The sequence below is a fragment of the Bacillus sp. ok061 genome (genome assembly GCF_900108285.1).
GTDB lineage: Bacteria > Bacillota > Bacilli > Bacillales > Bacillaceae_G > Bacillus_A > Bacillus_A thuringiensis_S.
The window spans coordinates 374,377-399,384 of sequence record NZ_FNUW01000001.1 but is presented as its reverse complement, the minus strand read 5'-3'; the positions used below and the strand labels follow the sequence as shown (position 1 = coordinate 399,384).

The following is a 25,008-nucleotide window of genomic DNA, read 5'->3' as shown; positions in this document are numbered from 1 at the left end:
GTGTATGTGTAAGTTGGGTGTTTATTTAGTCAAGATATTGTATGAACGAAATGTGCAGGTGGTGAATAAAAATGGGCTTTATTTCCCATGTTATTTTAGACTTTTATACATTGCGTACACTCTTTTTATCCACTCACTTTCCAACGCGCCATATTTGTTCTAGCAATATACTTACAACCGTACCTACAAATAAACCATTACCGAATATATATTGCATAACAGACGGCAAGGATTGGAGTGCTCCAGACGGTAAAAACATAACGCCGCTTCCAAATAATACTGCCACTCCTAAAATCGTTACATTCCTTTCACTCATCGGCACTTGTTTTATATTATTAAATCCAATTCCAATTAATTGTACGAACGAAGCCATTAAAACAGCCGATGCGACAGCCGATGGTAAAGATGCTAAATAACGAATAATACTTGGAAAAAGAGACATTACGACTAGTAACGCACATGCCATTAAGAACGATCGTATATATTTTTGTTTTGTTAAGCGTATAAATCCTGCCGTTGCTGGTAACGGAACGACACCTACAGTTGAAAATACGGAGGAAATGATATGTGAAATCCCTCCAACCCACGTACCATCCTTCAACTGTTTTTGTTCAATAGTTGCTTTATGAATGGTAGCTTGATTAATCGCTATAATAGCTGCCACTGTATTTGAAACTAAAATACATACCATAACGAAACTGGATACTGCCATACCAGTATTCCATTTTGGAAGTCCCCAAGCAAATATTTGTGGAAGTTGCACAAAATGAGTTACTTGAGATGGAACCGTCACTTTTCCTGCAATGAGAAAAATAATCCACCCGCTAATTAATCCTATTAAAACTGCATAACTTTTGACAAAACCTTCTCCAAAATTAGACAGTATAATAACGAACAAAAATATACTAAACGCGATTATCGCTGTAAATCCATCGATTTGAGAAATAGTAGCTGTAATTCCTAGCATTCCTTTTAAAAATACACCACTTAATTGTAAACATAATAAAAGTAAAAACGTCCCTGTCACAACTGGCGTAAATAAAAATAAAATACGTCCTATAAAACCAGTTACTCCTAATCCTATTAAAATAACACCGGAGATTATCATTCCTAATTCTAAAATTTGCAGTGTACTATGCAGTTGATCCTGCCCGACAGTTGCATAAGCAAGTACTGTAAATACACCAACCCAAGATCCAGCTGGTCCATCCGCAATTGGCAATCTATGCCCGATCCATCCTTGTAAGAAAGAAGATATACCAACTACAAAAAACGTACGCTGCATTAAATAAAATATTTCTTCCGTCGTAAGATGAAATAATCCGCCAACGACAATTGGTAGTGCGATTGAATTTGCTAATAGAAATATAAACCATTGCAAAGTTCCCATAATATGATTTTGGTTATGTTGATTGTCCAAAATGCCCATCCCTTCTAGCTTTTCTATAAAAAATATATTGTAAGAATAAAAAAGAAGAGTTCTATATTCACCATTAGAACCCTCTCCAAGGTATTTAAACGATTCTTCTACACAAGATTATTTAATTCCACCTCATTTAAGCTTCCAACAACAATACTTCCTTTATACACGACTAAACTTTTTTCTGTTTGGCGTGCTACCGCTTCAGCAGTGCATGTCGCATTTGTCAAAACAAAGCTCGCTTCATCCCCTACATTCGGCCATACCCGCTTCCCTTCATTATTTAACGTTTCTTTTCCTCCCGTAATAAAGCGAATTGCTTTTCCTAAAGACCTTTCGTCACTCCATCCAAAACGCTCTGCTAATCGATTTGCCTTTTGAAGCATATCACCTGTTCCAAACGGTGACCAATGATCTGTAATACTATCATTTCCTAATGAAACTTTAACACCTTTTTTATCTAATAACGGAATTGGAATTACTTGTTTACCAATTGGTACTGTTGAAGTAATATCAATATTTACAGCTGCGAGTCTTTCTGCCACTTCTTCAGCCTCTTTATCAGTAACACCACCAAGTCCAAGTGCATGACTAATTGTTACACGCCCTTGCCACCCTGCTTCTTCTGTTAAACTTGCCAATCTCTTCATCGTAAACGTTCCAAGATTATTCGCATCGTGTAAATGAATATCAACATCCGCATTAAATTCTACTGCGATATCCATAATTGTATGTAATGATTTTTCAATATCATTATCCACTGTAGCTGGATCTACTCCTCCGACTAGATGAGCACCCATACGCATCGCATCTTTCACGAGTTGCACAGAATTACTGCGCAATAATCCATGTTGCGGAAACGCAACAATTCTACCAGACAATCGATTTTTATATGTTTCTAATGCCGCTAACGTCGCCTCCAAATTACCAAGTCCAATAATCGGATCAACATTACAATGCGTTCTAATATTCGTTGCACCATTTCGCAGTAGTAACTCTAGCATATTTTCCGCTCTATCTTGAGCAGTTGCTAATTGCTTTAGTAAAATTTTTTCTTCTTCATTAAAACGTGTAAAAATACTTTCTGCTGGCTTACAAGCTTTCCAGGGGCCACTATAATATGTTTTATCAATGTGAATGTGCATCTCTTCGAAAGCTGGCAACATTAATAAGCGCTTAGCATCAAGCGTTACTATATCTTCCTCTTGAACAACCCCTTCTATAATTTTTTTAATTCGTCCATCTTCAATGAGTAAACTACATAATTCTGTTTCTGTTCGTGAAATTCTCTCTTCTTCATATGTATATCTTGATTCAAGCATTACATTAGTCAACCAATATACTGTCATCCCTATTTCCCCACCCTTTATTAAAAATCACCTCATAACTACAAGTTTAATATCCACTGAAAATTAAGACAATTAATATGATCGTCTCTCAAAAAAATGTAATACAACCCCATAGTCTTCTCATAAATTTCCATATAGAATAAAAGTATGCAGTTTGATATAAAAAGGAGTTGATTGGAATATGTCAAAAAAGTTATGTAAATCCGAAACTGATAAAATGCTATTTGGTATATGTGGTGGTTTAGGAGAATATTTTGATATTAGCTCTACTCTTATTCGTATCATTTGGGTTATTGCTGTTTTATGTTTTGGGACAGGATTTTTAGTTTATTTCATTTGTTTATTATTTATGCCACGCTCGTACTAATGGCATCATTTCATATACTTAAGAAGAGCAAATCACCTATAGAATCCTATAGGTGATTTTTTCATGAAGAATATTTCATCGTTAAATGTAATACCGCCACTTCTTCTTCTTCATTTTTATAAACATGCTTCTTATTCGCTTCAAATTGGATGGAATCAAACTCATTTAATTCGTATACATCATTCTCCACTTGAATAGACACTTTCCCTTTCATTACCGTTACAAGCTCAATCGCACCTTCATGATGAGCTTCTGGTTTATATATACTATTTGATCGTAAACAAGCACGGTGCATTTCCATCCCTGTTTCTTTCGTATAACGGAACATCGTTTCTAAATGCCACGCTTGTCCTTCATCTACTGCAAATCCTTCTCCACAGCGCGCAACAGCTACAGGTTCTCCAACAACCATCAATCTGGATAAAGGAATTGATAACCCTTTCGTTATTTTCCAAATGACAGCTAGCGTCGGATTTGTTTCCCCTCTTTCAATTTTTCCTAATGTTAATTTACTCACTCCTGTTTTATGAGCTAATTCTTCTAAACTTAATTTCTGTTCATTTCGAATTTGTCTCAATAACTGTCCAACTTGTTGAATGACTTCTTTCGTTTGCATATCTTCATTTTCTTTCATATATAAAACCACCTTAAAGTATAAAATAGTTTACTTTTATTTAATTAAAGTATATTATACTATACATAATTATTTATTTTCGAAAGGAGTGCTATACTTTATGCGCGCAATTTTATTAGGTCTTTTATCATCTGCCTTTTTTTCTGCAACCTTTATTATTAATAGAGCAATGAATGTATCTGGAACGAGCTGGGCTTGGACAGCTTCCTTCCGTTTTTTATTTGCTCTTCCTATTTTATTCCTTATCGTTTTATTTCGCAAAAACTTTAGGGGATTATGGGAAGAATTAAAAAAACATCCATTAGCATGGATCGGATGGGGTTCCGTTGCAGGTATTGGTTTTTATTCTTTATTAAGTTTCGCAGCTGTCTTTTCTCCAGCTTGGCTCGTTGCTGGAACTTGGCAAGTTACGATTTTAGCTGGTTTACTACTATCACCACTATTTTTCGTGAAAATAGAAACAAAATCAGGTACGAAACTTGTACGTGGAAAAATTCCACTTCGTAGCTTATATGTTGCATTATTTATTTTACTTGGTGTAATTTGTATGCAAGCAACTGCCGCAGGCCATATTACAATGACTCAGTTCATTTCAGGTTTTTTACCTGTCGTATTAGCCGCTTTCTTATATCCGTTCGGTAACCGAAAAATGATGGAACTTGTTGGCGGACGCCTTGATACGTTCCAACGTGTATTAGGAATGGCTATTGGAAGTCTTCCTATAACAATTTTGCTTGGTATATATGGATTTTCTACTACTGGCATTCCAACATCCAGCCAAATGCTTCAAGGGCTTTTATTAGCATTATGTTCCGGCGTTATTGCAACGATGACATTTTTCTTTGCTACTGACTTAGCAAAAGATAACCTCGCCTTACTCGGGGCAGTTGAAGCAACACAAGCTGGAACGATGGTATTTACCGTGCTTGGCGAAATCATTTTCTTAAATGGTTCATTCCCTGGAGGACTTTCCCTCATTGGAATGATTATTATTATGTTAGGAATGGTTGCAAATAGTATTTTAAACCGTTCTGTTCCAGTCGTTAAACAGAAAAAATCAGCATAAAAAAAGGGTATGGTTCTATAGAGATGAACCATACTCTTTTTTATTGTCCCCCTATTTCGCCTTATCAGAATAGTACTTCATTGGCTGTTTATACTAAAACTTATATTATAATACGTTTCATGCGCATTAATAGGAGGTAAATTATGTTAAAAAAAGCAATCGCTGAATTTATTGGTACATTTGTACTTGTATTATTCGGAACTGGAGTAGCTGTCACTGGCGGCGGAATTGAAGGAATTGGAACATTAGGAATCGCTATGGCTTTCGGTCTATCTATTGTAGCTATGGCATATAGCATCGGAACAATTTCTGGATGTCACATTAATCCAGCAGTATCAATAGCTATGTTCATCAACAAACGAATGAACGCTATGGAACTTTGTTATTATGTATTAGCTCAAATTTTAGGTGGTTTATTAGGAACTGCAACGTTAGTAACAATTTTAAAATCTGCTAAAACACCTTTAGATAATTTAGGACAAAATGGTTTCGGAACTCTTGGTTTATCTGGAGCATTTTTAGTTGAGTTCATTTTAACTTTCGTATTCATTTTAGTTATCGTGGCTGTAACAGGTAAAAAAGGCAGTTCTTCTTTAGCGGGACTAGTAATTGGTTTCACATTAGTTTTAATTCACTTATTAGGAATTCCGTTAACTGGAACATCTGTTAACCCAGCTCGTAGTATCGCACCAGCTTTATTTGTTGGTGGAGAAGCACTTTCTCAACTATGGGTATTCATCGTAGCACCAATTCTTGGTGGTATCTTCGCAGCTATCGTAGGTAAATTCATTTTAAATACTGAAAAATAGAATTTTCAATGTTTCTGAATAAAAAAAGGCGAGCCCTCATTATGAGGAAGCTCGCTTTTTTATTCTTTCATTTTAGACTTTAAATTTGTAACTAATTGATCTACCGTTACATTTGCAAGTACGTTTTCCATCGCTTCTTGCGCTTGCATTAAAATAATTTCTAATACTGATTGAATATTAGCTCCTACTGGACATTCAATGTTGGGATTTTCATGGAAGGAAAATAGCTGTCCTTCTTCTACAACTTCCACTGCTTTATATACATCAAGTAATGTAATTTCTTCTAAATCTCGAGCAAGTGTCGTACCACCTTTACCAGCTTGTACATCAACAAGTCCTGCTCTCTTCAACATTCCTGTAATGCGACGAATCACAACTGGATTTGTATTCACACTACCGGCAATCCATTCAGAGGTACAGCGAGAGTTTCGATCTATCGCAAGTAATGTCAGCATATGAACACCTACTGTAAAACGACTACTAATCCCCATCTGCACACCCTCCTTTTTATTCATTCTATTAAAAGACGACTCTTATTATTATATACTATTTTTAATTTATACATAAAGAAAAAGCATGATTTCAATAGGAAATCATGCTTTTCTCTCATTATTGACGCTTTATAAATTTCGCTAAATCTTTAAATTTCACTTTATCTGAGTAATTCATTACGCCGTTTACGTAAATGCGGCTTGTAACAGCATTTAATACCGCAATTGTCGCCAATAAGACCGCTAATGTTATCGTAATTTCTAGCATACCTGCTTCACCAGCTACAATACGTGAGAAGGTAACCATCGGTGTAAAAAATGGAACGTAAGAACTTACAACAACGATAGTACTATTCGGATCACTTAATGATTTAATACTAATGAAGAATGCAGCCATAATTAAAATCATTACCGGGAAAGATACAGCTTGTAAATCCTCCGTCTTAGACACGACAGCTCCAGCAGCAGCATACATCATCGCATAAAGTAAATATCCCGTAATGAAATAAACAAGAAACATGCTGATAACCTTTGCATCTAATTTCGTAAAGTCAATTGGAATACCAAATAGTGAGGCACTTTCTAAATCAACCCAACCCAACAAATATGGAATAAGATAACCACACGCCAATATGACAAGTTGCAATAACGCCGTTGAAACAACCGCTAAAATTTTCGCATACATCATTGTAAGAGGCTTCACTTTCGGAAGCATTACTTCCATTACACGTGACGCCTTTTCAGATGCAATATTCATTGCGATTGTATTTCCAAACGCTACAATAAACATATATAAAGCAAATGTAAAGAAATAGGCAATTCCGAAAGAAGATGTACGATCTTTTATCGCTTCTTGCTTTACTTGAATTTCTGTTTGTAATTGCTGTGCAATTTCTGGTGAAACATTATTTTTGGCAATCGTCACAATCGTATATTGTTGCTTTAAATATCCTGCCATAATTGCAGAAGTTGCTTGGCTTGGAAATCCATTATACATATATGTAATCGATGGAGCCCCACCCTTTTCCGTCACATGGAATAGACCATCTAAATCGCCTTCTTCTACTTGCTTATGCAGTTTATCAAAATCATCCTTTGAACCAAGCGTTATTTTTGCTGATGGCAATAGCTTATTTAGCTCATCTTTTTGTACTTTATATGTGGAACTCTCTACTACAACTGCAATTTTATCTTTATCCTTATTTTTATCATCGCCTGAAGTAAAATGATTAAATGCAAAAATCCCAAACACAACTAAAAATAAAATCGCACTCGTAATTAATGATTTTTTAGATAAAAACGCTTCCCTAAAATAAAATGAAAATACGTGAGAAAATTTACGCATCGTTATTTCGCCCTCTCTACAAAGATTTCGTTTAACGTCGGCTCTAACATTTTAAATTGTCGTAAGCTAACACCTTGCTCTTGCAACTGTTGCAAAATCTTGAGAGCTTCCGCATCGCCTTGTACTTTCACATAAAGAAGGCCTTGTTGTTTTTCATACGATACATGTATAGCTTCTAATCCCGTTTCATTCTCTACTGTATCTTCAATCGTTAAATTACGGAAACCGTATTCTTTCTTAATATCACTTAGCTGTCCTTTTACGACTGCTTCACCTTTTTTCAAAATACATACATGTTGGCAAAAAGCCTCTACTTGTTCCATACGATGACTTGATAAAATAATCGTCTTTCCGCTCTGTACTTGTTCTTCAATAATACTAGCTAACATCCCGGCATTAACTGGGTCAAGGCCACTGAATGGTTCATCTAAAATGAGAAGTTCCGGATTATGAAGAAGAGCAGCAATTAATTGGATTTTTTGCTGATTCCCTTTTGAAAGCTCTCCAGCCGTTTTAAATTTATATTCTGGTATCGCTAAACGCTCTAACCAGTGATCGATAGCGTGATCTACTTCTTTCTTCGACATTCCTTCTAATCTACCAAAATATCGCAGCTGATCTATTACTCTACTTTTTGTATATAAACCTCTTTCTTCTGGTAAATACCCAATTGTTACGCCACTATTCCCAAATGCTTTTCCATCCCACGTAATCGAACCTTCATTAGGCGTTAATAATCCGAGAAGCATTTTGATTGTTGTTGTTTTCCCTGCACCATTTCGTCCAAGTAACCCTAGTACTTCACCTTTTGGTAACGAAATTTGTAAACCGTTAACAGCTTTTGATTCCCCAAATTGTTTCGTTAAGTTTTGAATTTGTAAACTCAAAGTTTAAAGCCTCCCCTTTAGTATTATTCGTACTCTCTTTCAAAGACTATGTTTATTCAAGACAAAATATAGCTCTACACTTCATCCTCTTATATGTAAACACCGTCATTAATCCATCATTTGTTCTATTTAGTTAAAATTGTAAATAATAAAGTTCTCTTTGTCAATTATAATTGTCATTACGACAATTAAACTTGTCAAAACAACTGTTATTATTTTGCTCATCTTTCTAATATAGGACATACTACTATATATACAAAAGACAATATGCAAATGTTCATATAAAAATATTATATTTTAATATATAATATAAAATGATTTTCTAACATCGAGGAGGATACATATGAAGATGAAGAGGAGCATTACCACTTTATTATCTGTAGCGGTTCTATCTACATCACTTGTAGCATGTTCAGGAACACCAGAGAAAACAGTGGCGAAAGAAGAGAAAGTAAAATTAACAGAACAACAATTAATGGCTGATTTATGGTATCAAACAGCTGGTGAAACGAAAGCACTTTACTATCAAGGGTACAACATTGGTCAATTAAAACTTGATGCAGTTCTTGCAAAAGGGACAGAGAAAAAACCTGCTATCGTACTTGATTTAGACGAAACTGTTTTAGATAACAGTCCTCATCAAGCAATGAGCGTAAAAACAGGCAAAGGTTATCCTTACAAATGGGATGATTGGATTAACAAAGCTGAGGCTGAAGCCCTTCCAGGCGCAATTGATTTCTTAAAATATACAGAGTCTAAAGGTGTAGATATTTACTACATCTCAAATCGTAAAACGAACCAACTAGATGCAACAATTAAAAATCTTGAGCGTGTAGGTGCTCCTCAAGCAACGAAAGAACATATATTACTACAAGATCCGAAAGAAAAAGGAAAAGAAAAACGCCGTGAACTCGTTTCTCAAACTCATGATATTGTCTTATTCTTCGGTGATAACTTATCTGATTTCACAGGTTTTGATGGAAAATCTGTAAAAGATCGTAACCAAACAGTAGAAGATTCAAAAGCACAATTTGGTGAGAAATTCATTATTTTCCCGAATCCAATGTATGGCGATTGGGAAGGCGCTTTATATGATTATGATTTCAAAAAATCAGATGCAGAAAAGGATAAAATCCGTCGCGACAACTTAAAATCATTTGAAGTAAAATAAAGAGGATGGCATTCGCCATCCTCTTTATTTTACTTTCTCTGTTAAAGGCAAGATAAATACTTCCACACGTCTATTCTTTGCCTTTCCTTCTTGTGTATCGTTTGGAGCAATCGAACGGTATTCTCCGTAACCAATCGCACTAAATTTTTCTGGTTGTAATTCTTTATTTTGCAGTAATACTTGCATAAAATTAACTGCCCGCTGCGTACTTAATTCCCAATTCGACGCAAACTGTGCATTGGCAATAGGGACATTATCCGTATGACCGGATACTGTAATTTCACGAGGTGACGCTGAAACAAGTAAGCTAGACATCTCTTTTGCAATCCCTAAAGATTCTAATTTCACATCTGCTTTCCCCGAATCAAACAGTATATTTTCTAATATTGTCACCATTAATCCCTTTTCAGTTAATTTAGTTTGAAAAGAAGAGGATAATTGTTTTTCATTAATATATTGATCAATCTTTTTTTGTAATGCTTTCAATTCATCCATCTCTTTTTTTTCTTTAGCTCTAGCTTCTTCTTGTTTTTTTGCTTGTTCTGCCTCAAGGCTACTTGCCGATAATTCTTTTTCATCATTTGGCTTTTGATCACTTAAAAATTCTTTGTTACCTGTTCCCCCGGCTAATTCACTTCGAAAAGCAACTGCCATCTGTTTAAACTTCGCAGCATCTATACTACTCATTGCGAATAAAACGATAAACAATGCAAATAACAACGTTAACATATCAGAATATGGGATTAACCACGTTTCATCGATATGCTCATCATGTTTTTTCTTTTTGCCTCTTCTATTTTTCTTACTCCGCATTTTTTTCTGCTCCTTTTTCTAGCTTTTTACGCTCAGTTGCAGAAAGTGCACCTAAAATGCGGTTCTTCATAATAAACGGATATGTACCTTCTTGTAACATTAATAAACAATCAATGATTAAACGTTTTTTCTCAATTTCAGCTGAAGATTTTTGCTTTAACTTATTTGCAAATGGATGCCATAATACATACCCTGAAAAAATACCAAAAATCGTTGCAATAAATGCACCCGAAATAGCATGACCTAACTTTTCAATATCAGTTAAGTTACCAAGCGCAGCTACAAGACCGATAACAGCACCTAAAACTCCTAATGTCGGTGCATACGTACCAGCTTGTGAAAAAATAGCAGCTCCCTTTGCATGTCTTTCTTCAATTGCCTCTAATTCAGATTCCAAAATTTGCTCTAAATCTTCTGCGGATACGCCATCAATCACAAATTTCATACCGCGCAAAAGAAATTCATCTTGAATTTTGTCTAATTGTTGCTCTAAAGACAAAATACCGTATTTTCTACTTTCAGATGTCCAATGAACAAATAATTCTAGCAACTGTTCATAACTTAAATCCTTTTTATTTGAACCAAAAAGAACTTTAAATAGTTTTGGAACCCTTTTTAGTTGATTCATCGGAAATGCAATACATACTGCAGCAAATGTACCGATAAAAATAATTAATGCTGCGGCAGGATTTAATAAGGCTGTTACGTCAGCGCCCTTGACGACCATCCCTACTACCACTGCTAAAAATCCTAAAATAAGTCCAATAATTGTTGCAAAATCCATTCCCATTCACTCCTAGTCTATACAAGAAGTTCTTTATTCTCGATAATCGCTACATCTTCTTATGTATATATATTACATAAAAAATGCAATTCATGAAAGATAAGAAATGAATTATATAAAAAAATACTACAAATTTACACATTTTCTGACATTTTCTTTGCATTTCTATTACGTTATGACTCTGATATTTCTTTTCCAACAAACTAGACTTATAATAAAAAAAGATACACATTTTATTAAGAAGGGACTGTGATTACAAGGCATTATGAAAAAGATAATAATTATTTCTGCCACTACTATTGTAATCGGTATCACATCTTTCGCTTACTTTGGTTCTAAATCACCACTACATAATGAAGCGAAAGCTGTCGAAAGTCAAAAACATAATAACCACCCAAAAGAAGAGATTCCTGCTTTTCCAAAAGCTGATCATAATGCAAAGAAAATAGACAATGACTTTTCAGTTGTAACAAATCCAAAATCTAATCTTGTCTTAATTAATAAACATCGAAAACTACCAGATGGATACACTCCTGAAGACTTAACAAGACCAAACGTACCATTCACTAGTCCAAAAGATAAAGAAAAAACGCTACTACGCAAAGATGCTGCAGAGGCACTTGAAAACATGTTCAAAGCTGCAAAAAAAGAAGGGATTGATCTTACAGCTGTATCTGGTTATCGTTCATACAAACGTCAAAAATCGTTGCATGATACATACGTTAGACGTCAAGGAAAAGCTGAAGCTAATTCAGTAAGCGCAATTCCTGGTACAAGTGAACACCAAACGGGTTTAGCAATGGATATTAGTTCAAAAACAGCTAAATTTCAATTAGAGCCTATCTTCGGAGAGACAGCAGAAGGAAACTGGGTCGCGGAACACGCTCATAAATTCGGCTTTGTCATTCGTTACTTAGAAGATAAAACAGATACAACAGAATATGCATATGAACCATGGCACTTACGCTACGTTGGTAATCCATACGCTACATACCTATATAAACATCACTTAACATTAGAAGAAGCGATGGAAGACAAAAAATAAGAGAGCAAATTGCTCTCTTATTTTTCTTTCACTCTATCATTGTAGTAATTTCTTCTTCCATTCTTCAGGCCATGGTTCGCCTCTTCCTGTTTTTTTCGACGCTTGAACCATCATTCCACGGCCTACTAAACAAACCTCTCCTTCTGCATTCTTCACCATATAATGTAAATCTAAAGAAGAATTCCCAACCGATCCTGCCTTTACATACACCTTCAACTGTTCATCATAATATATTTGCTTAATAAAATTACATTGTAAATCCGCAACAACGATCATCGTGTCTGATGATGCATGTGTCCACTCTTGCATAAATCCAAGTTCTTTAAACAACGCGATACGAGCTTCTTCAAAATAAGTAAAAGCAACGACATTATTTACATGTCCAAACATATCTACTTCACCAAAACGAACCTTTACAGGATTGTAAAATAAAAAACCACTTTCCCATTTCTCGAAGTCTTCAATATAAGAAATTCTCTTCAACGTTATCTCCCCTTCCTCTCAAAAAAACAGAATAAACTGAAAAATATAGTTATAAATATTGCCCCTTCAAGATGAAGAGGCAATATTTATTAATAGTTATTATCGCTACCAAAGAAATCTTTGAACGATTGAATTGTTGTATCACGGTTTAATGCCGCAATTGAAGTTGTTAAAGGAATACCCTTCGGACATGATTGCACACAGTTTTGAGAGTTACCACAGTTTGCTAGTCCTCCATCTCCCATAATTGCACGTAAGCGATCTGCTTTATGCATTTCACCCGTTGGATGTGAGTTGAATAAGCGAGCTTGTGATAACGGCGCTGGTCCAATAAAGTCAGACTTACTGTTTACGTTTGGACATGATTCTAAGCAAACACCACATGTCATACATTTTGAAAGCTCATAAGCCCATTGACGCTTTTTCTCAGGCATTCTTGGTCCTGGACCTAGGTCATACGTACCATCAATTGGAATCCAAGCTTTAACGCGTTTTAGAGCATTAAACATGCGACTGCGGTCAACTTGTAAATCACGTACAACTGGGAATGTCTTCATCGGCTTTAAGCGAATTGGCTGTTCTAATTGATCAATAAGAGCCGTACATGATTGACGTGGTTTTCCGTTAATAACCATTGAACATGCTCCGCATACTTCCTCTAAGCAGTTCATATCCCATGCAATCGGAGTTGTTTGATTCCCTTTTGAATCAACAGGATTACGACGAATTTCCATAAGCGCCGAAATAATATTCATATTCGGACGATATGGAATTTCAAACTCTTGGTCAAACGCTTGTGCATCTGGTCCATCTTGTCTCGTAATGATGAGGCGGATTGTTTTCTCAGACATGTTGTTTATCCCCCTTCTCTTCACCCTTAGCAGCTACATCATGTTTTGAAGAATAATCACGTTTACGTGGTTTAATTAATGAAACATCAACGTCTTCGTAATGGAATGCTGGTGCATTTCCTTCTCCTTCAAATTTTGCCATCGTAGTTTTTAAGAAGTTTGCATCATCACGATTTGGGAATTCAGGTTTGTAATGCGCCCCGCGGCTCTCATTACGGTTATATGCGCCAATTGTAATAACACGTGCTAACTCAAACATATTTGCAAGTTGACGTGTAAATGAAGCACCTTGGTTACTCCATCTCGCTGTATCGTTAATGTTAATACGTTTGTAACGAGCCATTAACTCTTCAATTTTCGCATCTGTTTCTAATAACTTTTTATTTTCACGAACTACTGTAACGTTATCTGTCATCCATTCTCCAAGCTCTTTATGAAGAACATATGCATTTTCATTACCATCCATCGTTAAAATATTGTTAAATTTCTCTGTTTCGATTAATTCATTTTGCTCATATACAGTAGACGAAACAGCATCTGATGATTTAGAAAGACCTTTCATATATTCAATTGCGTTTGGTCCTGCTACCATACCACCATAAATTGCTGATAATAGTGAGTTTGCACCAAGGCGGTTACCACCGTGCATAGAATAATCACACTCACCTGCTGCAAATAAACCTGGAATACTCGTCATTTGCTTATAGTCAACCCATAGTCCGCCCATTGAATAGTGAACAGCTGGGAAGATTTTCATTGGTAGTTTACGAGGATCATCACCTGTAAATTTCTCATAGATTTCAATGATTCCACCAAGTTTAATATCTAGTTCTTTCGGATCTTTATGAGAAAGATCTAAGTACACCATGTTTTCACCGTTAATACCTAGTTTTTGCTCTACGCAAACATCAAAGATTTCACGCGTTGCGATATCACGAGGTACAAGGTTTCCGTAAGCCGGATATTTTTCTTCTAAGAAGTACCATGGTTTACCATCTTTATATGTCCAAACACGTCCACCTTCACCACGTGCAGATTCACTCATAAGACGTAATTTATCGTCTCCTGGAATTGCCGTTGGGTGAATTTGAATGAACTCACCATTTGCATAATATGCGCCTTGCTGATATACAGCAGACGCTGCTGTACCTGTATTAATAATGGAGTTTGTTGATTTTCCGAAAATGATACCAGGGCCCCCTGTTGCCATAATCACGGCATCAGCTCCGAAACTTTTAATCTCCATAGTTTGTAAGTCTTGTGCAACGATTCCTCGGCACACACCTTCATCATCAACAACAGCTCGTAAGAAATCCCAACCTTCATATTTCGTTACAAGTCCTGCTACTTCGTGACGACGTACTTGCTCATCTAATGCGTAAAGTAATTGCTGTCCAGTTGTTGCACCAGCAAATGCTGTACGGTGATGTTGCGTTCCACCAAATCGACGGAAATCAAGAAGTCCTTCTTCCGTACGGTTGAACATAACACCCATACGGTCCATTAAATGAATGATACCAGGTGCTGCTTCACACATTGCTTTAACTGGTGGTTGGTTCGCTAAGAAGTCCCCACCATAAATTGTATCGTCAAAGTGGATCCATGGAGAATCCCCTTCACCTTTCGTATTTACGGCACCGTTAATTCCGCCCTGAGCACATACAGAATGTGAACGTTTTACTGGTACTAAAGAAAACAGTTCAACATTTACTCCTGCTTCTGCCGCTTTAATCGTTGCCATTAAGCCAGCCAAGCCACCGCCGACTACTATAAGTTTCCCTTTCATGCTCTCCCACTCCTTACTGATTTGCTAGCTGTGGATCGATGAACGCTAATAATGCACTCACACCTACATAAGATAGACCTAAGAAAATAGCTAATGTTACATAAGTAGAGATTCTTTGTGAACGTGGAGATACTGTAATTCCCCAGCTGATGCAGAATGTCCATAGTCCATTTGCAAAGTGGAAAATTGTTGAAACAACACCAACTAAGTAGAATGCAAACATAGCTGGATTGTTTAAAATATCTGCCATCATATCATAGTTTACCTCTTTACCTAACATTGCTTGAATACGAGTTTCCCAGACGTGCCAAGAAATGAAAATCAGCGTAACGATACCTGAAATTCTTTGGAAGACGAACATCCAGTTACGGAAATAACCGTAAGAAACCGCATTGTTCTTAGCTGTAAATGCAATATATAAGCCATATATAGCATGGTACAGTATCGGTAAAAAGATGATGAAAATTTCTAGCGCATACCGGAATGGAAGGAGCTCCATAAAGCCTGCAGCTTTGTTAAAAGCCTCTGCTCCTCTTGTTGCAAAGTTGTTTACAATTAGATGTTGCGTCAAAAAGACACCAACCGGGATGACCCCCATTAATGAGTGCCACTTACGAAACGTATACTCGCGGCCTTTCATGTCCCCATTACCCCCTTGAATGTTTGACTGCTGTTTTCAGATTAATTTATAACAATAATGTTTTTTCACTATTGGCATAAGAAAAACTGAAAAAATTATTCGAAATATTTCAGCATAATTTGATAACAAGTTCATTTTACCCCTATTTTTGTCGAAGCGTCAAGAAAACGTATACATAATTTGCATATAATTTGCCAATTCTTTTTTTCTTCTTAGATATTCAGATTTCCCTAAAGAAAAATCTGTTTTTATAAATGAAAAATGTTATATAATAATCCCTATAGAAAGAGGGGAATATTGTGAGTAAAAATACAATCGATATAACATCTTTAGAAGATGTTTCATTGAACGCCTTCGCTTATGAATTGCTACGTGAAGAATTACTACCTGATTTAATCGGCAACGATTTAGATGGTATTTTATACTGGTCTGGTAGAAACCTTGCAAGAAAATATCCGCTAGAAACAATTGAAGAAGTCATTCAGTTCTTTGAAAAGGCTGGCTGGGGCACTTTAAGCATTATTGAACATAAGCGTCGTGAAATGCAGTTCCAACTTAAAGGCACACTCATTGCAGAACGTCAAAAACAAAAAAGGCATTCTTCTTATCAACTAGAAGCTGGATTCATCGCTGAACAAATTCAAAAGCAACGGAACGTCGTTGCAGAGTCATACGAAGAAAAGAAAAAACGTTCTGACTCTATTACATTTCTTGTGAAATGGGATATAAAAGATCTCATTGAAGTGTAAGCATTACCTACAGTCAACTAGACATATCAGTTTAGTTGACTTTTTTGTATTTTCATTCACATCAATTTATTTTAAATCTTCAGAAATTATAACAAAAAATAGAAGACATTGTAAACTACAACGTCTTCTTATCTGTTAAATACGTATAAATCGTCTCTGCAACATTTTTTGGCATACCTGCTTCGACAAATTCTGCTACAGAAGCTTCTTTCATCTTCTTTAATGAACCAAAATGTTTTAACAATACCTTTTTCCGTTTATCACCGATTCCTGGAATGTCATCCAATGCTGATTGAATGACAGATTTCCCGTGTAATTGACGATGGAATGTAATCGCAAATCGATGCACCTCGTCTTGAATACGCTGCAATAAATAAAATTCTTGGCTATTTCTCTCAAGCATCACAGGTTCCGGGGGATCTCCAATAATTAAATGGGAGGTTTTATGTTTGTCATCTTTTACAAGACCTGCCATCGGAATATATAATCCGAGCTCATTCTCTAAAATATCACTTGCAGCCGCCAAGTGGCCTTTTCCGCCATCAATAATAATCAAATCCGGTAAAGGTAAATTTTCTTTAAGCGCCCTTGTATAACGGCGTCTCACAACTTCCCTCATAGACTCATAATCATCTGGCCCTTGAACCGTTTTAATTTTATATTTCCTATATTCTTTCTTCGCTGGTTTCCCATCGATAAAAGCAATCATTGCAGAAACGGGATTTGTTCCTTGAATATTTGAGTTATCAAACGCTTCAATACGATACGGTGTTTCAATTCCAAGCTGCTTCCCTAAATGATCTACCGCTTTAATCGTTCGTTCTTCATCACGTTCGATTAAGTAAAACTTCTCTTCAAGAGCAATTTTTGCGTTTTTATTTGCTAATTCTACAAGGTCTTTTTTCTTACCACGTTTCGGCTGTGTCGCTTCCACTTCTAAAAAGCGCTCTACTAATTCCGAATCTATACTTCCTGGAACGACAATTTCCTTCGGCTTAAAATGACTACTGTTTTCATAAAATTGACCGATAAACGTTAAAAAGCCCTCTTCTGGTTCATCGTAAATCGGAAACATAGAAACATCACGTTCAATTAGCTTGCCTTTTCGAACGAAGAAAACTTGAACACACATCCATCCTTTATCCACTGCATATCCAAACACATCGCGATCCACTAAGTCACTCATAATCATCTTTTGTTTTTCCATAATCGCATCAATATGAGCAATTTGATCACGCAACTCTTTTGCACGTTCAAACTCTAGTTTCTCTGAGGCCTCATACATTTTTATTTCTAATTCTGAACGAATTTCTTTATGTCCACCATTTAAAAACTTAATAATTTCATCTACAATTTCTTTATTTTGTTCTTCCGTCACTTCTTTCACACAAGGCGCTAGACATTGACCCATATGATAATACAAACAAACTTTATCTGGCATATTCGTGCATTTCCGAAGTGGATACATACGATCTAGCAGTTTTTTCGTTTCATGAGCAGATTGTGCATTTGGATAAGGACCAAAATACTTTCCTTTATCCTTTTTTACATTTCGAGTAATGAGTAAGCGCGGTTGTTTCTCCGCTGTAATTTTAATAAAAGGATATGTTTTATCATCTTTTAATTGAATATTATATTTCGGATCATATTTTTTAATTAGATTTAACTCTAAAATAAGTGCTTCTAAATTCGAAGAGGTTACAATATATTCAAAATCAACAATTTCTCCTACAAGCCGCAGTGTTTTCCCATCATGTGAACCAGTAAAGTACGAGCGCACACGATTTTTAAGCACTTTTGCCTTTCCAACATATATAACCGTTCCTTGCTTATCTTTCATCAAATAACAACCAGGTTGATCTGGTAAAATAGCCAACTTCTCTTTCAAATGTTCGTGCACTCGTCTCCCTCCATTTCTACATACTTAGCATTTTTATTTTCCCTTGAAAACATACTATGCCCAAACACCCAACATACGTTCTTTTATTGTAACGGAAAGACTGTAAAAAAGAAAATAAAAAAAGCTACCAACTGGTAGCTTTTTTATTTTAGAAATGTTTAGAAACTAATTCTACTAACGCTTCTTTCGGTTTGTAACCTAACGTTTGATCAACTACTTTACCGTCTTTTAATACGAAAAGAGCTGGAATGCTCATTACTTCGAATTGACGAGCAGTTTCTTGGTTCTCATCAACATCTACTTTTACTACTTTTACTTTTTCGCCTAGTTCTGCATCGATTTCCTCTAATACAGGAGCGATCATTTTACAAGGTCCACACCAAGGTGCCCAGAAATCTAATAATACAACACCTTCGCTAGTTTCAGCTGCGAAGCTTTGGTCATTTGCGTTTACAATTGCCATTTTATTTCCTCCTTCAAGTATATTCTACCAAGAGTATATCATTAACTTATATACGTGGCGAATAATATGTATCGTTATGTATTGTAACAAAAAAATGTTCCTTTATACTATATAAAAATACGGATTAAATACTAAAAAGATGAGAGACAGGGGATCTCTCACCTTTTTCTATATATAGGGGTACTTCACTTGGAACTCAAGGGTACTTAAATCATGAATGTACTTTTAACTTTTTAAACTCTTCTGTTAAAAGAGGTACAACTTCGAACAAGTCACCGACAATACCGTAGTCAGCTACTTTGAAGATACTTGCTTCTGGATCTTTATTAATCGCAACGATTATTTTTGAGTTAGACATACCTGCTAAATGCTGAATCGCACCAGAAATACCACATGCAATATATAAGTCTGGCGTAACAACTTTACCAGTTTGACCAATTTGTAATGAGTACTCACAGTATTCAGCGTCACAAGCACCACGAGATGCCCCAACAGCGCCGCCTAGTACGTCAGCTAACTCTTTTAATGGTTTAAATCCTTCTTCACTCTTCACACCGCGTCCGCCAGCGATAATAACTTTCGCTTCAGAAAGATCAACACCTTCTGCAGTTTTACGGACAACATCTTGAATGATTGTACGTAAATCTTTCACATCAACTGTAATAGAAGATACGTCACCACTACGAGACTCATCTTTTTCAAGAGTTGCAATGTTATTTGGACGAACTGTCGCAAATAAGATACCGTCTGTTACAATCTTCTTCTCGAATGCTTTACCAGAGTAAATTGGACGAGTGAAGATAACATTTCCACCTTCAACCTCTAAAGCAGTTACGTCAGAAACTAAACCAGCTTCAAGCTTCGCTGCTAATTTTGGTGATAAATCTTTACCAAGTGCTGTATGTCCAAAGACAATACCTTCTGGATTTTCTTCAGCATGTACAGCTAAAAACGCTTGTGCATAACCATCAGATGTATATGATTTTAATTTATCATTTTCAACTGTCACAACGCGATCTGCACCGTAATGAATCAATTCATTTGCAAAAGAGGCAACGCTGTCTCCAACTAGAAGACCTACTACTTCACCGCCTTCTGCAATTGTTTTTGCTGCTGCTACCGCTTCAAACGAAACGTTACGTAGCGATCCATCACGAACTTCACCCATTACTAATACTTTACGAGCCATAGATTTTCCCTCCTGCATATATAATTTCGTATTTTATTAGATTACTTTCGCTTCTGTATGGAGCAACGATACAAGTTCTTTTACTTGATCTTGCAGCTCGCCTTGTAACACTTTTCCTGCATCTTTCTTAGGAGGCAAATAGATTTCAATTGTTTTTGTCTTTGCTTCCACATCATCTTCTTCTAAATCTAAATCATCTAATTCTACTTCTTCTAGTGGCTTTTTCTTCGCTTTCATAATACCTGGAAGCGATGGATAACGCGGTTCATTTAAACCTTGCTGTGCTGTTACTAAAACCGGCAATGAAGTTTCGATCACTTCTGTATCACCTTCAACATCACGCTCAATCTTCACGTTTGTACCGTCAATTTCAAGTTTTGTAATTGTCGTTACGTACGGAATATTTAACGCTTCAGCTACGCGTGGACCTACTTGTCCAGATGCACCATCAATTGCAACGTTTCCGCCTAAAATTAAATCTGCATCTTTATCTTTTAAATATTCAGCAAGCACTTTTGCTGTCGTGAACTGGTCACCATTTTCTACATCATCTTCAATATTAATTAATACCGCTTTATCACAGCCCATCGCTAATGCAGTACGAAGTTCTTTCTCACTATCTTCGCCACCGACTGTTACAACTGTAACTTCTCCACCTTGTGCGTCTCTTACTTGAATTGCTTCTTCAATTGCATATTCATCGTAAGGGTTGATGATGAATTCCGCTTCGCCATCGTAAATTGCACCGTTTTTAATTACGATTTTTTCTTCTGTATCAAATGTTCGTTTCATGAGTACGTAGATGTTCATTCCATTTACCCCCTTGTTTTTCAGAAAGATTCTATCAATTTTAATTTTCTGTTAATTTATATTAAAAAAATAATTGAACTACCTGCCATTAAATGAAGGTTTACGCTTTTCTAAAAATGCAGCTACACCTTCTCTTCCATCTTCACTCGTAAATACCTCACCAAAAATTTGTGATTCACGTTGTACACCTTCATAGTAATGAGACGATTTGGTCGTTTGCAATAACTCTAGTACAGCACGAGTTGTTGCTGGACTTTTTCCAGCAATTTGTTTTGCGACTTTAAGCGTATCATCTAAAAGTGATTCTTCAGAGAACAATCCGTTAACAAGTCCCCATTTCAATGCTTCTGCACCAGTAATTGGTGTACTTGTTAACATCATTTCACAAGCTTTTGCTTTCCCAACATAACGTGGTAAGCGCTGTGTACCTGCAAAGCCAGGAATTAATCCAAGTGTTAATTCAGGTAAACCAAGTTTTGCACTTTCAGTTGCAAAGCGCATGTGGCAAGACATAGCAAACTCAAGGCCGCCGCCCAGTGCCGCTCCATGAATTGCCGCAATAACTGGTTTTGAACATTTTTCAACACGCTCAAACGTAACTTGTCCAAGCTGTGCTAATTCTGTTGCTTGCTTCGCTTCAGTAACAGATGTAAATTCTTTAATATCTGCTCCTGCCGAGAAGAAACGTCCTTCACCGTGAATAACAACAACACGAATGTTATCATCCTTTTCCACTTGATCAATTAATTCAGTAACGTCATGCATAACTTGTGAAGACATCGCATTTGCTGGTGCGTGATTTAACGTCGCCACCGCGATATGATCTTCAACTCTTACAGATAGGAATTTCAACATGATCCCTCCCATTATTGACGATAACCACAAGCTGCAATGAGTAGCCCATGTACCGTTTTTGAAAGTGCGACCAGATCATACTTATGATCGCTCATTACCCAATTGGTCACAACTTCATCTACTGTTCCAAAGATCATTTGTCTTGCCACGCGAACATTTAAATCTGCTTGAAATTCACCTTGTTTTATACCAGTCTCTAAAATCTCATCCATAACTTGTAAGTAGCCTTTTAATACTTCATTTATTTTAAGGCGCAAGTCTTGATTGGACTGCCTCAGCTCTAATTGCGTAACGATAGCAAGAGGATCATTTTGTGACAACAGCAAGAAGTGCGTTTCTACCAACATGAATAACTTCGATACAGCGCTTTCAATTCCTGCTGTTTTTTGACGAATTGTTTCGACAAATTCTCCCATCTTCTCTTGGAATAAGGATATTAATATATCTTCTTTATTTTTAAAATATAAATAAATCGTGCCATCAGCTACCCCAGCTTGCTTTGCGATTTTAGAAACTTGCGCTTGGTGGTACCCATTCTCCGCAATCACAATGACTGCCGCATCAATAATTTGATTGTATTTCGGTCTATTTTTCTTCACTTTACTGTCCCCTTCAAGAAGATGACTGAATGAATAGTCATTCATATTCTTATAATACTGACTATTTAGAAAAGTGTCAATCCTATTTTTCAAAAAGAAAGGGCCTTAGCCCGTTTGCTCATCCTCATTCTTTCTCTTCTCTTCATCCATTAAGACACGGCGTAAAATTTTCCCTACTGTCGTTTTCGGCAATTCATCTCTAAACTCATATACTTTCGGCACTTTATAAGCCGCTAAATATTTACGTGCAAACTGATTTAATTCTTCCTCAGAGCACTCCGTACCTTCTTTTAACACAACAAATGCTTTAACTGTCTCTCCTCTGTACGGATCTGGAACTCCAATTGTCACTACTTCTTGCACTTTTTCATGCTCATATAATACTTCTTCAACTTCACGAGGATACACATTAAATCCACTCGCGACAATCATATCTTTCTTGCGATCTTTTACATAGAAGAATCCATCTTCATCCATGTAGCCAACATCACCTGTATGGAGCCAGCCATCTTGCAATACAGCCGCTGTTTCCTCTGGCTTATTCCAGTATCCTTTCATAATTTGAGGACCTTTCACTACAATTTCCCCTATTTCTCCTGGTGGTAATGCCTCACCAGTTTCAAGTGACATAATGATTGCTTCTGTATCTGGCCACGGAACTCCAATGCTACCCGGCACTCGCTTTTCCCATAAAAAATTACTATGTGTAACCGGAGATGATTCTGTTAAACCATATCCCTCTACTAGTTTACCACCTGTAACTTTTTCGAACTTTTCCTGTACTTCTACTGGCAGTGGTGCTGATCCACTAATACAAGCACGAATAGAAGAAATATCGTATTCTTTTAAAAGCGGGCTATTTAAAAGAGCGATATAAATAGTTGGAGCCCCTGGAAACAATGTCACTTTATGCTTCTTAATTGCTTCAAAAACCATTTTCATATCAAACTTTGGAATAAGGACCATTTTGTATCCTTGCATAATACTTAAATTCATAACAGCTGTCATACCATAAACATGGAAAAATGGAAGAACCCCAAGGACGACTTCTTCACCTTCGTTACAATTATATAACCAATGTACTCCCATCAAAGTGTTAGAAACGAGGTTTTTATGAGTTAACATAACTCCTTTCGGAAATCCGGTTGTTCCTCCTGTGTACTGTAAAAGAGCTAGATCATTTTCAGGATCACAAGGCACCTCAACATTCGTATTCACTTCTTTTTCTACTGAATTCCAAAGATGAATCATTTCACTCTCTGATACTTTCACAACTAAATTCGACTGTTTTTTCTGCACAAATGGATACAATAGATTTTTAGGGAATGGTAAAAAGTCCGCAATACGAGTTACGATAATATGCTCAATTTTTGTAGCAGATTGAACATTCGTTACTCTTGGAAACACTAAATCGAGACAAAGAATTACTTTTGCTCCCGAGTCATGAAGCTGGTATTCTAATTCTCTTTCTGTATACAGTGGATTTGTTTGTACTACGATACCTCCCGCAAGTAATGTACCGTAATAACCAATTACAGCTTGCGGACAATTCGGCAACATAATAGCAACTCGATCCCCCTTTTCCACACCGAGCTTTTGAAGATAATTTGCAAATCTCTTCACCTTATCATGGAAGTCCGAAAACGTAATATCCTTCCCCAAAAAATGAAGCGCTTTCTTTTCTGGATAGCGAGAAGCCATCTGTTCTACATATCCATGAAGTGGCTGAATATCATAAGAAATCGTACTAGGAATTTCCTCTGGATAACTTTTCAACCATGTTTTTTCCACCTTCATTCCCCCTTCAAATACATAAAAAATAAATGAATGTTCATTCATGATGGTTATTTTCATTATATTATAGTCACCATAACGTTACAATCATAATATTCTGACTTTTATATAACTATGCTTTACTTCATTAACTTCTTATTATATGTAGAAACTCTCCTAATCTTAAAAGAGTAAGAGAGTTTGTCATTAACTTAATCTTATAATCGTTAATACCGCTCCTGGGGTAGTTGTTGATAATGTCGCAACAGCTAACAAACCAAATAATTGCAAACTAATTGCACTCCCCGCCGCAAGGGTCGTAATAATTGTCGCACTAAATGATGTCGTTGCTAATGCAGGAGAATTAATAGTCCCAGCAAGCGGTGCCCCATTAATTGTAATTCTTGAACTAACTAATAATGAAGCCGTTATATTAATTGTATATGAAATATAATAGTTCCCTGCATTTGCAGCCGTAAATACTGTGTTTCCCCCAGACACTGTAATACCTGGACCGATATTCTGATTGTTTGGAAGCGGGACATTTGTTCCACCTAGTAGTACCGATATTGCTGTACCCGACGTATTATTTGCAAATGCGTATGTTGCCGTTATACTTGTGCCTGTTGCTCCTGTATCGCCTGTTGCTCCCGTTGCCCCTGTTATTCCTGTCGCTCCCGTTGGACCTGTTGCTCCTGTTGCTCCTGTTGCTCCTGTCGCTCCCGTTGG

Annotated in this window: 25 protein-coding genes and 1 pseudogene; 6 read left to right on the top strand and 20 right to left on the bottom strand. The window is 36.4% G+C overall.

The genetic code is table 11. The features are described from left to right. Positions 1-133: 133 nt before the first annotated feature. Both C4S65_RS02265 and C4S65_RS02260 read right to left on the bottom strand, forming a co-directional pair. Complete coding sequence (locus tag C4S65_RS02265) at positions 134-1,429, bottom strand: purine/pyrimidine permease (RefSeq protein WP_061666247.1); 1,296 nt, start codon at positions 1,427-1,429, stop codon at positions 134-136. Positions 1,430-1,527: 98 nt separating this feature from the next. Then, positions 1,528-2,769 (bottom strand): amidohydrolase family protein, encoded by a 1,242-nt coding sequence (locus C4S65_RS02260; RefSeq protein WP_061666246.1) that lies wholly within the window; start codon positions 2,767-2,769, stop codon positions 1,528-1,530. Positions 2,770-2,950: 181 nt separating this feature from the next. Between C4S65_RS02260 and C4S65_RS02255 the strand changes: the two genes are divergently transcribed. Then, positions 2,951-3,136 (top strand): PspC domain-containing protein, encoded by a 186-nt coding sequence (locus C4S65_RS02255; RefSeq protein ID WP_000038410.1) that lies wholly within the window; start codon positions 2,951-2,953, stop codon positions 3,134-3,136. 61 nt (positions 3,137-3,197) lie between these two features. On the opposite strand, the gene C4S65_RS02250 is transcribed toward C4S65_RS02255, so the two are convergent. After that, positions 3,198-3,770, bottom strand: coding sequence for an XRE family transcriptional regulator (locus C4S65_RS02250; protein WP_061666245.1), 573 nt, complete (start codon positions 3,768-3,770; stop codon positions 3,198-3,200). 100 nt (positions 3,771-3,870) lie between these two features. Between C4S65_RS02250 and C4S65_RS02245 the strand changes: the two genes are divergently transcribed. Together C4S65_RS02245 and C4S65_RS02240 are read left to right on the top strand one after the other, a co-directional pair. After that, a complete protein-coding gene (locus C4S65_RS02245; protein ID WP_001201631.1) occupies positions 3,871-4,836 on the top strand; it encodes a multidrug resistance efflux transporter family protein in 966 nt (321 codons plus the stop codon). A 143-nt stretch (positions 4,837-4,979) separates the two neighbouring features. Beyond that, positions 4,980-5,645 carry an aquaporin gene (locus C4S65_RS02240; protein ID WP_000913211.1) on the top strand — a complete coding sequence of 222 codons (666 nt, stop codon included), beginning with the start codon at positions 4,980-4,982 and terminating at the stop codon, positions 5,643-5,645. A 59-nt stretch (positions 5,646-5,704) separates the two neighbouring features. Here the strand turns inward: C4S65_RS02240 and C4S65_RS02235 are convergent, their stop codons facing one another. From C4S65_RS02235 to C4S65_RS02225, 3 genes are all read right to left on the bottom strand, one after another. Further along, positions 5,705-6,136 carry an Rrf2 family transcriptional regulator gene (locus tag C4S65_RS02235; protein WP_000512998.1) on the bottom strand — a complete coding sequence of 144 codons (432 nt, stop codon included), beginning with the start codon at positions 6,134-6,136 and terminating at the stop codon, positions 5,705-5,707. Positions 6,137-6,254: 118 nt separating this feature from the next. Then, positions 6,255-7,481, bottom strand: a complete 1,227-nt coding sequence (locus tag C4S65_RS02230) for an ABC transporter permease (protein WP_061666244.1) — start codon at positions 7,479-7,481, stop codon at positions 6,255-6,257. A 2-nt stretch (positions 7,482-7,483) separates the two neighbouring features. Then, positions 7,484-8,368: an ATP-binding cassette domain-containing protein gene (locus C4S65_RS02225; protein ID WP_000058119.1), complete on the bottom strand. Its 885-nt coding sequence runs from the start codon at positions 8,366-8,368 to the stop codon at positions 7,484-7,486. 343 nt (positions 8,369-8,711) lie between these two features. Here C4S65_RS02225 and C4S65_RS02220 point away from each other — a divergent pair, with 343 nt between their 5' ends. Beyond that, positions 8,712-9,539, top strand: a complete 828-nt coding sequence (locus C4S65_RS02220; RefSeq protein WP_000782822.1) for a 5'-nucleotidase, lipoprotein e(P4) family — start codon at positions 8,712-8,714, stop codon at positions 9,537-9,539. Between the two features lie 24 nt (positions 9,540-9,563). On the opposite strand, the gene motB is transcribed toward C4S65_RS02220, so the two are convergent. Both motB and motA read right to left on the bottom strand, forming a co-directional pair. Continuing rightward, a complete protein-coding gene (motB, locus tag C4S65_RS02215; RefSeq protein ID WP_001256734.1) occupies positions 9,564-10,352 on the bottom strand; it encodes a flagellar motor protein MotB in 789 nt (262 codons plus the stop codon). Beyond that, positions 10,342-11,136, bottom strand: a complete 795-nt coding sequence (gene motA / locus C4S65_RS02210; protein ID WP_000344851.1) for a flagellar motor stator protein MotA — start codon at positions 11,134-11,136, stop codon at positions 10,342-10,344. Before motA ends, motB begins: the two co-directional genes overlap by 11 nt. Before the next feature lie 265 nt (positions 11,137-11,401). Here motA and C4S65_RS02200 point away from each other — a divergent pair, with 265 nt between their 5' ends. Continuing rightward, a complete protein-coding gene (locus C4S65_RS02200) occupies positions 11,402-12,181 on the top strand; it encodes a M15 family metallopeptidase (RefSeq protein ID WP_000720194.1) in 780 nt (259 codons plus the stop codon). Positions 12,182-12,217: 36 nt separating this feature from the next. On the opposite strand, the gene C4S65_RS02195 is transcribed toward C4S65_RS02200, so the two are convergent. The 4 genes from C4S65_RS02195 to sdhC all read right to left on the bottom strand — a co-directional run bounded on the left by C4S65_RS02195 (position 12,218) and on the right by sdhC (position 15,941). Next, on the bottom strand, positions 12,218-12,664 hold the full coding sequence (locus C4S65_RS02195) for a thioesterase family protein (RefSeq protein WP_000822725.1): 447 nt from the start codon (positions 12,662-12,664) through the stop codon (positions 12,218-12,220). An 89-nt stretch (positions 12,665-12,753) separates the two neighbouring features. Continuing rightward, positions 12,754-13,515: a succinate dehydrogenase iron-sulfur subunit gene (gene sdhB / locus C4S65_RS02190; RefSeq protein WP_001291827.1), complete on the bottom strand. Its 762-nt coding sequence runs from the start codon at positions 13,513-13,515 to the stop codon at positions 12,754-12,756. Then, the gene (sdhA, locus tag C4S65_RS02185; protein WP_000676742.1) at positions 13,508-15,301 is read right to left on the bottom strand and encodes a succinate dehydrogenase flavoprotein subunit; all 1,794 of its coding nucleotides are present in this window, start codon (positions 15,299-15,301) and stop codon (positions 13,508-13,510) included. Before sdhA ends, sdhB begins: the two co-directional genes overlap by 8 nt. A 13-nt stretch (positions 15,302-15,314) precedes the next feature. Next, a complete protein-coding gene (gene sdhC, locus C4S65_RS02180) occupies positions 15,315-15,941 on the bottom strand; it encodes a succinate dehydrogenase cytochrome B558 (protein ID WP_000678354.1) in 627 nt (208 codons plus the stop codon). Positions 15,942-16,240: 299 nt separating this feature from the next. Here sdhC and C4S65_RS02175 point away from each other — a divergent pair, with 299 nt between their 5' ends. Further along, positions 16,241-16,690 carry a YslB family protein gene (locus C4S65_RS02175; RefSeq protein WP_000042214.1) on the top strand — a complete coding sequence of 150 codons (450 nt, stop codon included), beginning with the start codon at positions 16,241-16,243 and terminating at the stop codon, positions 16,688-16,690. A 115-nt stretch (positions 16,691-16,805) separates the two neighbouring features. Here C4S65_RS02175 and uvrC read toward each other — a convergent pair whose 3' ends face one another. The 8 genes and pseudogenes from uvrC to C4S65_RS02135 form a co-directional block, all read right to left on the bottom strand. Continuing rightward, positions 16,806-18,590, bottom strand: coding sequence for an excinuclease ABC subunit C (gene uvrC, locus C4S65_RS02170; protein WP_061666243.1), 1,785 nt, complete (start codon positions 18,588-18,590; stop codon positions 16,806-16,808). Positions 18,591-18,738: 148 nt separating this feature from the next. Further along, positions 18,739-19,053: a thioredoxin gene (trxA, locus tag C4S65_RS02165; protein WP_001018944.1), complete on the bottom strand. Its 315-nt coding sequence runs from the start codon at positions 19,051-19,053 to the stop codon at positions 18,739-18,741. Between the two features lie 211 nt (positions 19,054-19,264). Next, complete coding sequence (gene etfA / locus C4S65_RS02160) at positions 19,265-20,242, bottom strand: electron transfer flavoprotein subunit alpha (protein ID WP_000101957.1); 978 nt, start codon at positions 20,240-20,242, stop codon at positions 19,265-19,267. Positions 20,243-20,278: 36 nt separating this feature from the next. Next, positions 20,279-21,052, bottom strand: coding sequence for an electron transfer flavoprotein subunit beta (gene etfB, locus C4S65_RS02155; protein WP_001029031.1), 774 nt, complete (start codon positions 21,050-21,052; stop codon positions 20,279-20,281). Between the two features lie 78 nt (positions 21,053-21,130). Further along, positions 21,131-21,907: an enoyl-CoA hydratase gene (locus tag C4S65_RS02150; protein WP_086406359.1), complete on the bottom strand. Its 777-nt coding sequence runs from the start codon at positions 21,905-21,907 to the stop codon at positions 21,131-21,133. Positions 21,908-21,918: 11 nt separating this feature from the next. Next, entirely contained in the window at positions 21,919-22,551 is a 633-nt protein-coding gene (locus tag C4S65_RS02145) for a TetR/AcrR family transcriptional regulator (protein WP_002001012.1), read from the bottom strand. A gap of 60 nt (positions 22,552-22,611) precedes the next feature. Then, positions 22,612-24,297 (bottom strand): long-chain-fatty-acid--CoA ligase, encoded by a 1,686-nt coding sequence (locus C4S65_RS02140; RefSeq protein WP_000416315.1) that lies wholly within the window; start codon positions 24,295-24,297, stop codon positions 22,612-22,614. A 189-nt stretch (positions 24,298-24,486) separates the two neighbouring features. Then, positions 24,487-25,008 (bottom strand): annotated as a pseudogene (locus C4S65_RS02135) (collagen-like protein); the annotation flags it as partial.

Bases quoted from the DNA above. Each gene is read 5' to 3' on its own strand.
- C4S65_RS02265 (WP_061666247.1), bottom strand. From the start codon at position 1,429: ATGGGCATTTTGGACAATCAACATAACCAAAATCATATTATGGGAACT.
- C4S65_RS02260 (WP_061666246.1), bottom strand. From the start codon at position 2,769: ATGACAGTATATTGGTTGACTAATGTAATGCTTGAATCAAGATATACA.
- C4S65_RS02255 (WP_000038410.1), top strand. From the start codon at position 2,951: ATGTCAAAAAAGTTATGTAAATCCGAAACTGATAAAATGCTATTTGGT.
- C4S65_RS02250 (WP_061666245.1), bottom strand. From the start codon at position 3,770: ATGAAAGAAAATGAAGATATGCAAACGAAAGAAGTCATTCAACAAGTT.
- C4S65_RS02245 (WP_001201631.1), top strand. From the start codon at position 3,871: ATGCGCGCAATTTTATTAGGTCTTTTATCATCTGCCTTTTTTTCTGCA.
- C4S65_RS02240 (WP_000913211.1), top strand. From the start codon at position 4,980: ATGTTAAAAAAAGCAATCGCTGAATTTATTGGTACATTTGTACTTGTA.
- C4S65_RS02235 (WP_000512998.1), bottom strand. From the start codon at position 6,136: ATGGGGATTAGTAGTCGTTTTACAGTAGGTGTTCATATGCTGACATTA.
- C4S65_RS02230 (WP_061666244.1), bottom strand. From the start codon at position 7,481: ATGCGTAAATTTTCTCACGTATTTTCATTTTATTTTAGGGAAGCGTTT.
- C4S65_RS02220 (WP_000782822.1), top strand. From the start codon at position 8,712: ATGAAGATGAAGAGGAGCATTACCACTTTATTATCTGTAGCGGTTCTA.
- motB (WP_001256734.1), bottom strand. From the start codon at position 10,352: ATGCGGAGTAAGAAAAATAGAAGAGGCAAAAAGAAAAAACATGATGAG.
- motA (WP_000344851.1), bottom strand. From the start codon at position 11,136: ATGGATTTTGCAACAATTATTGGACTTATTTTAGGATTTTTAGCAGTG.
- C4S65_RS02200 (WP_000720194.1), top strand. From the start codon at position 11,402: ATGAAAAAGATAATAATTATTTCTGCCACTACTATTGTAATCGGTATC.
- sdhB (WP_001291827.1), bottom strand. From the start codon at position 13,515: ATGTCTGAGAAAACAATCCGCCTCATCATTACGAGACAAGATGGACCA.
- sdhA (WP_000676742.1), bottom strand. From the start codon at position 15,301: ATGAAAGGGAAACTTATAGTAGTCGGCGGTGGCTTGGCTGGCTTAATG.
- sdhC (WP_000678354.1), bottom strand. From the start codon at position 15,941: ATGAAAGGCCGCGAGTATACGTTTCGTAAGTGGCACTCATTAATGGGG.
- trxA (WP_001018944.1), bottom strand. From the start codon at position 19,053: ATGGCAATTGTAAACGCAAATGACCAAAGCTTCGCAGCTGAAACTAGC.
- etfA (WP_000101957.1), bottom strand. From the start codon at position 20,242: ATGGCTCGTAAAGTATTAGTAATGGGTGAAGTTCGTGATGGATCGCTA.
- etfB (WP_001029031.1), bottom strand. From the start codon at position 21,052: ATGAACATCTACGTACTCATGAAACGAACATTTGATACAGAAGAAAAA.
- C4S65_RS02150 (WP_086406359.1), bottom strand. From the start codon at position 21,907: ATGTTGAAATTCCTATCTGTAAGAGTTGAAGATCATATCGCGGTGGCG.
- C4S65_RS02145 (WP_002001012.1), bottom strand. From the start codon at position 22,551: ATGAATGACTATTCATTCAGTCATCTTCTTGAAGGGGACAGTAAAGTG.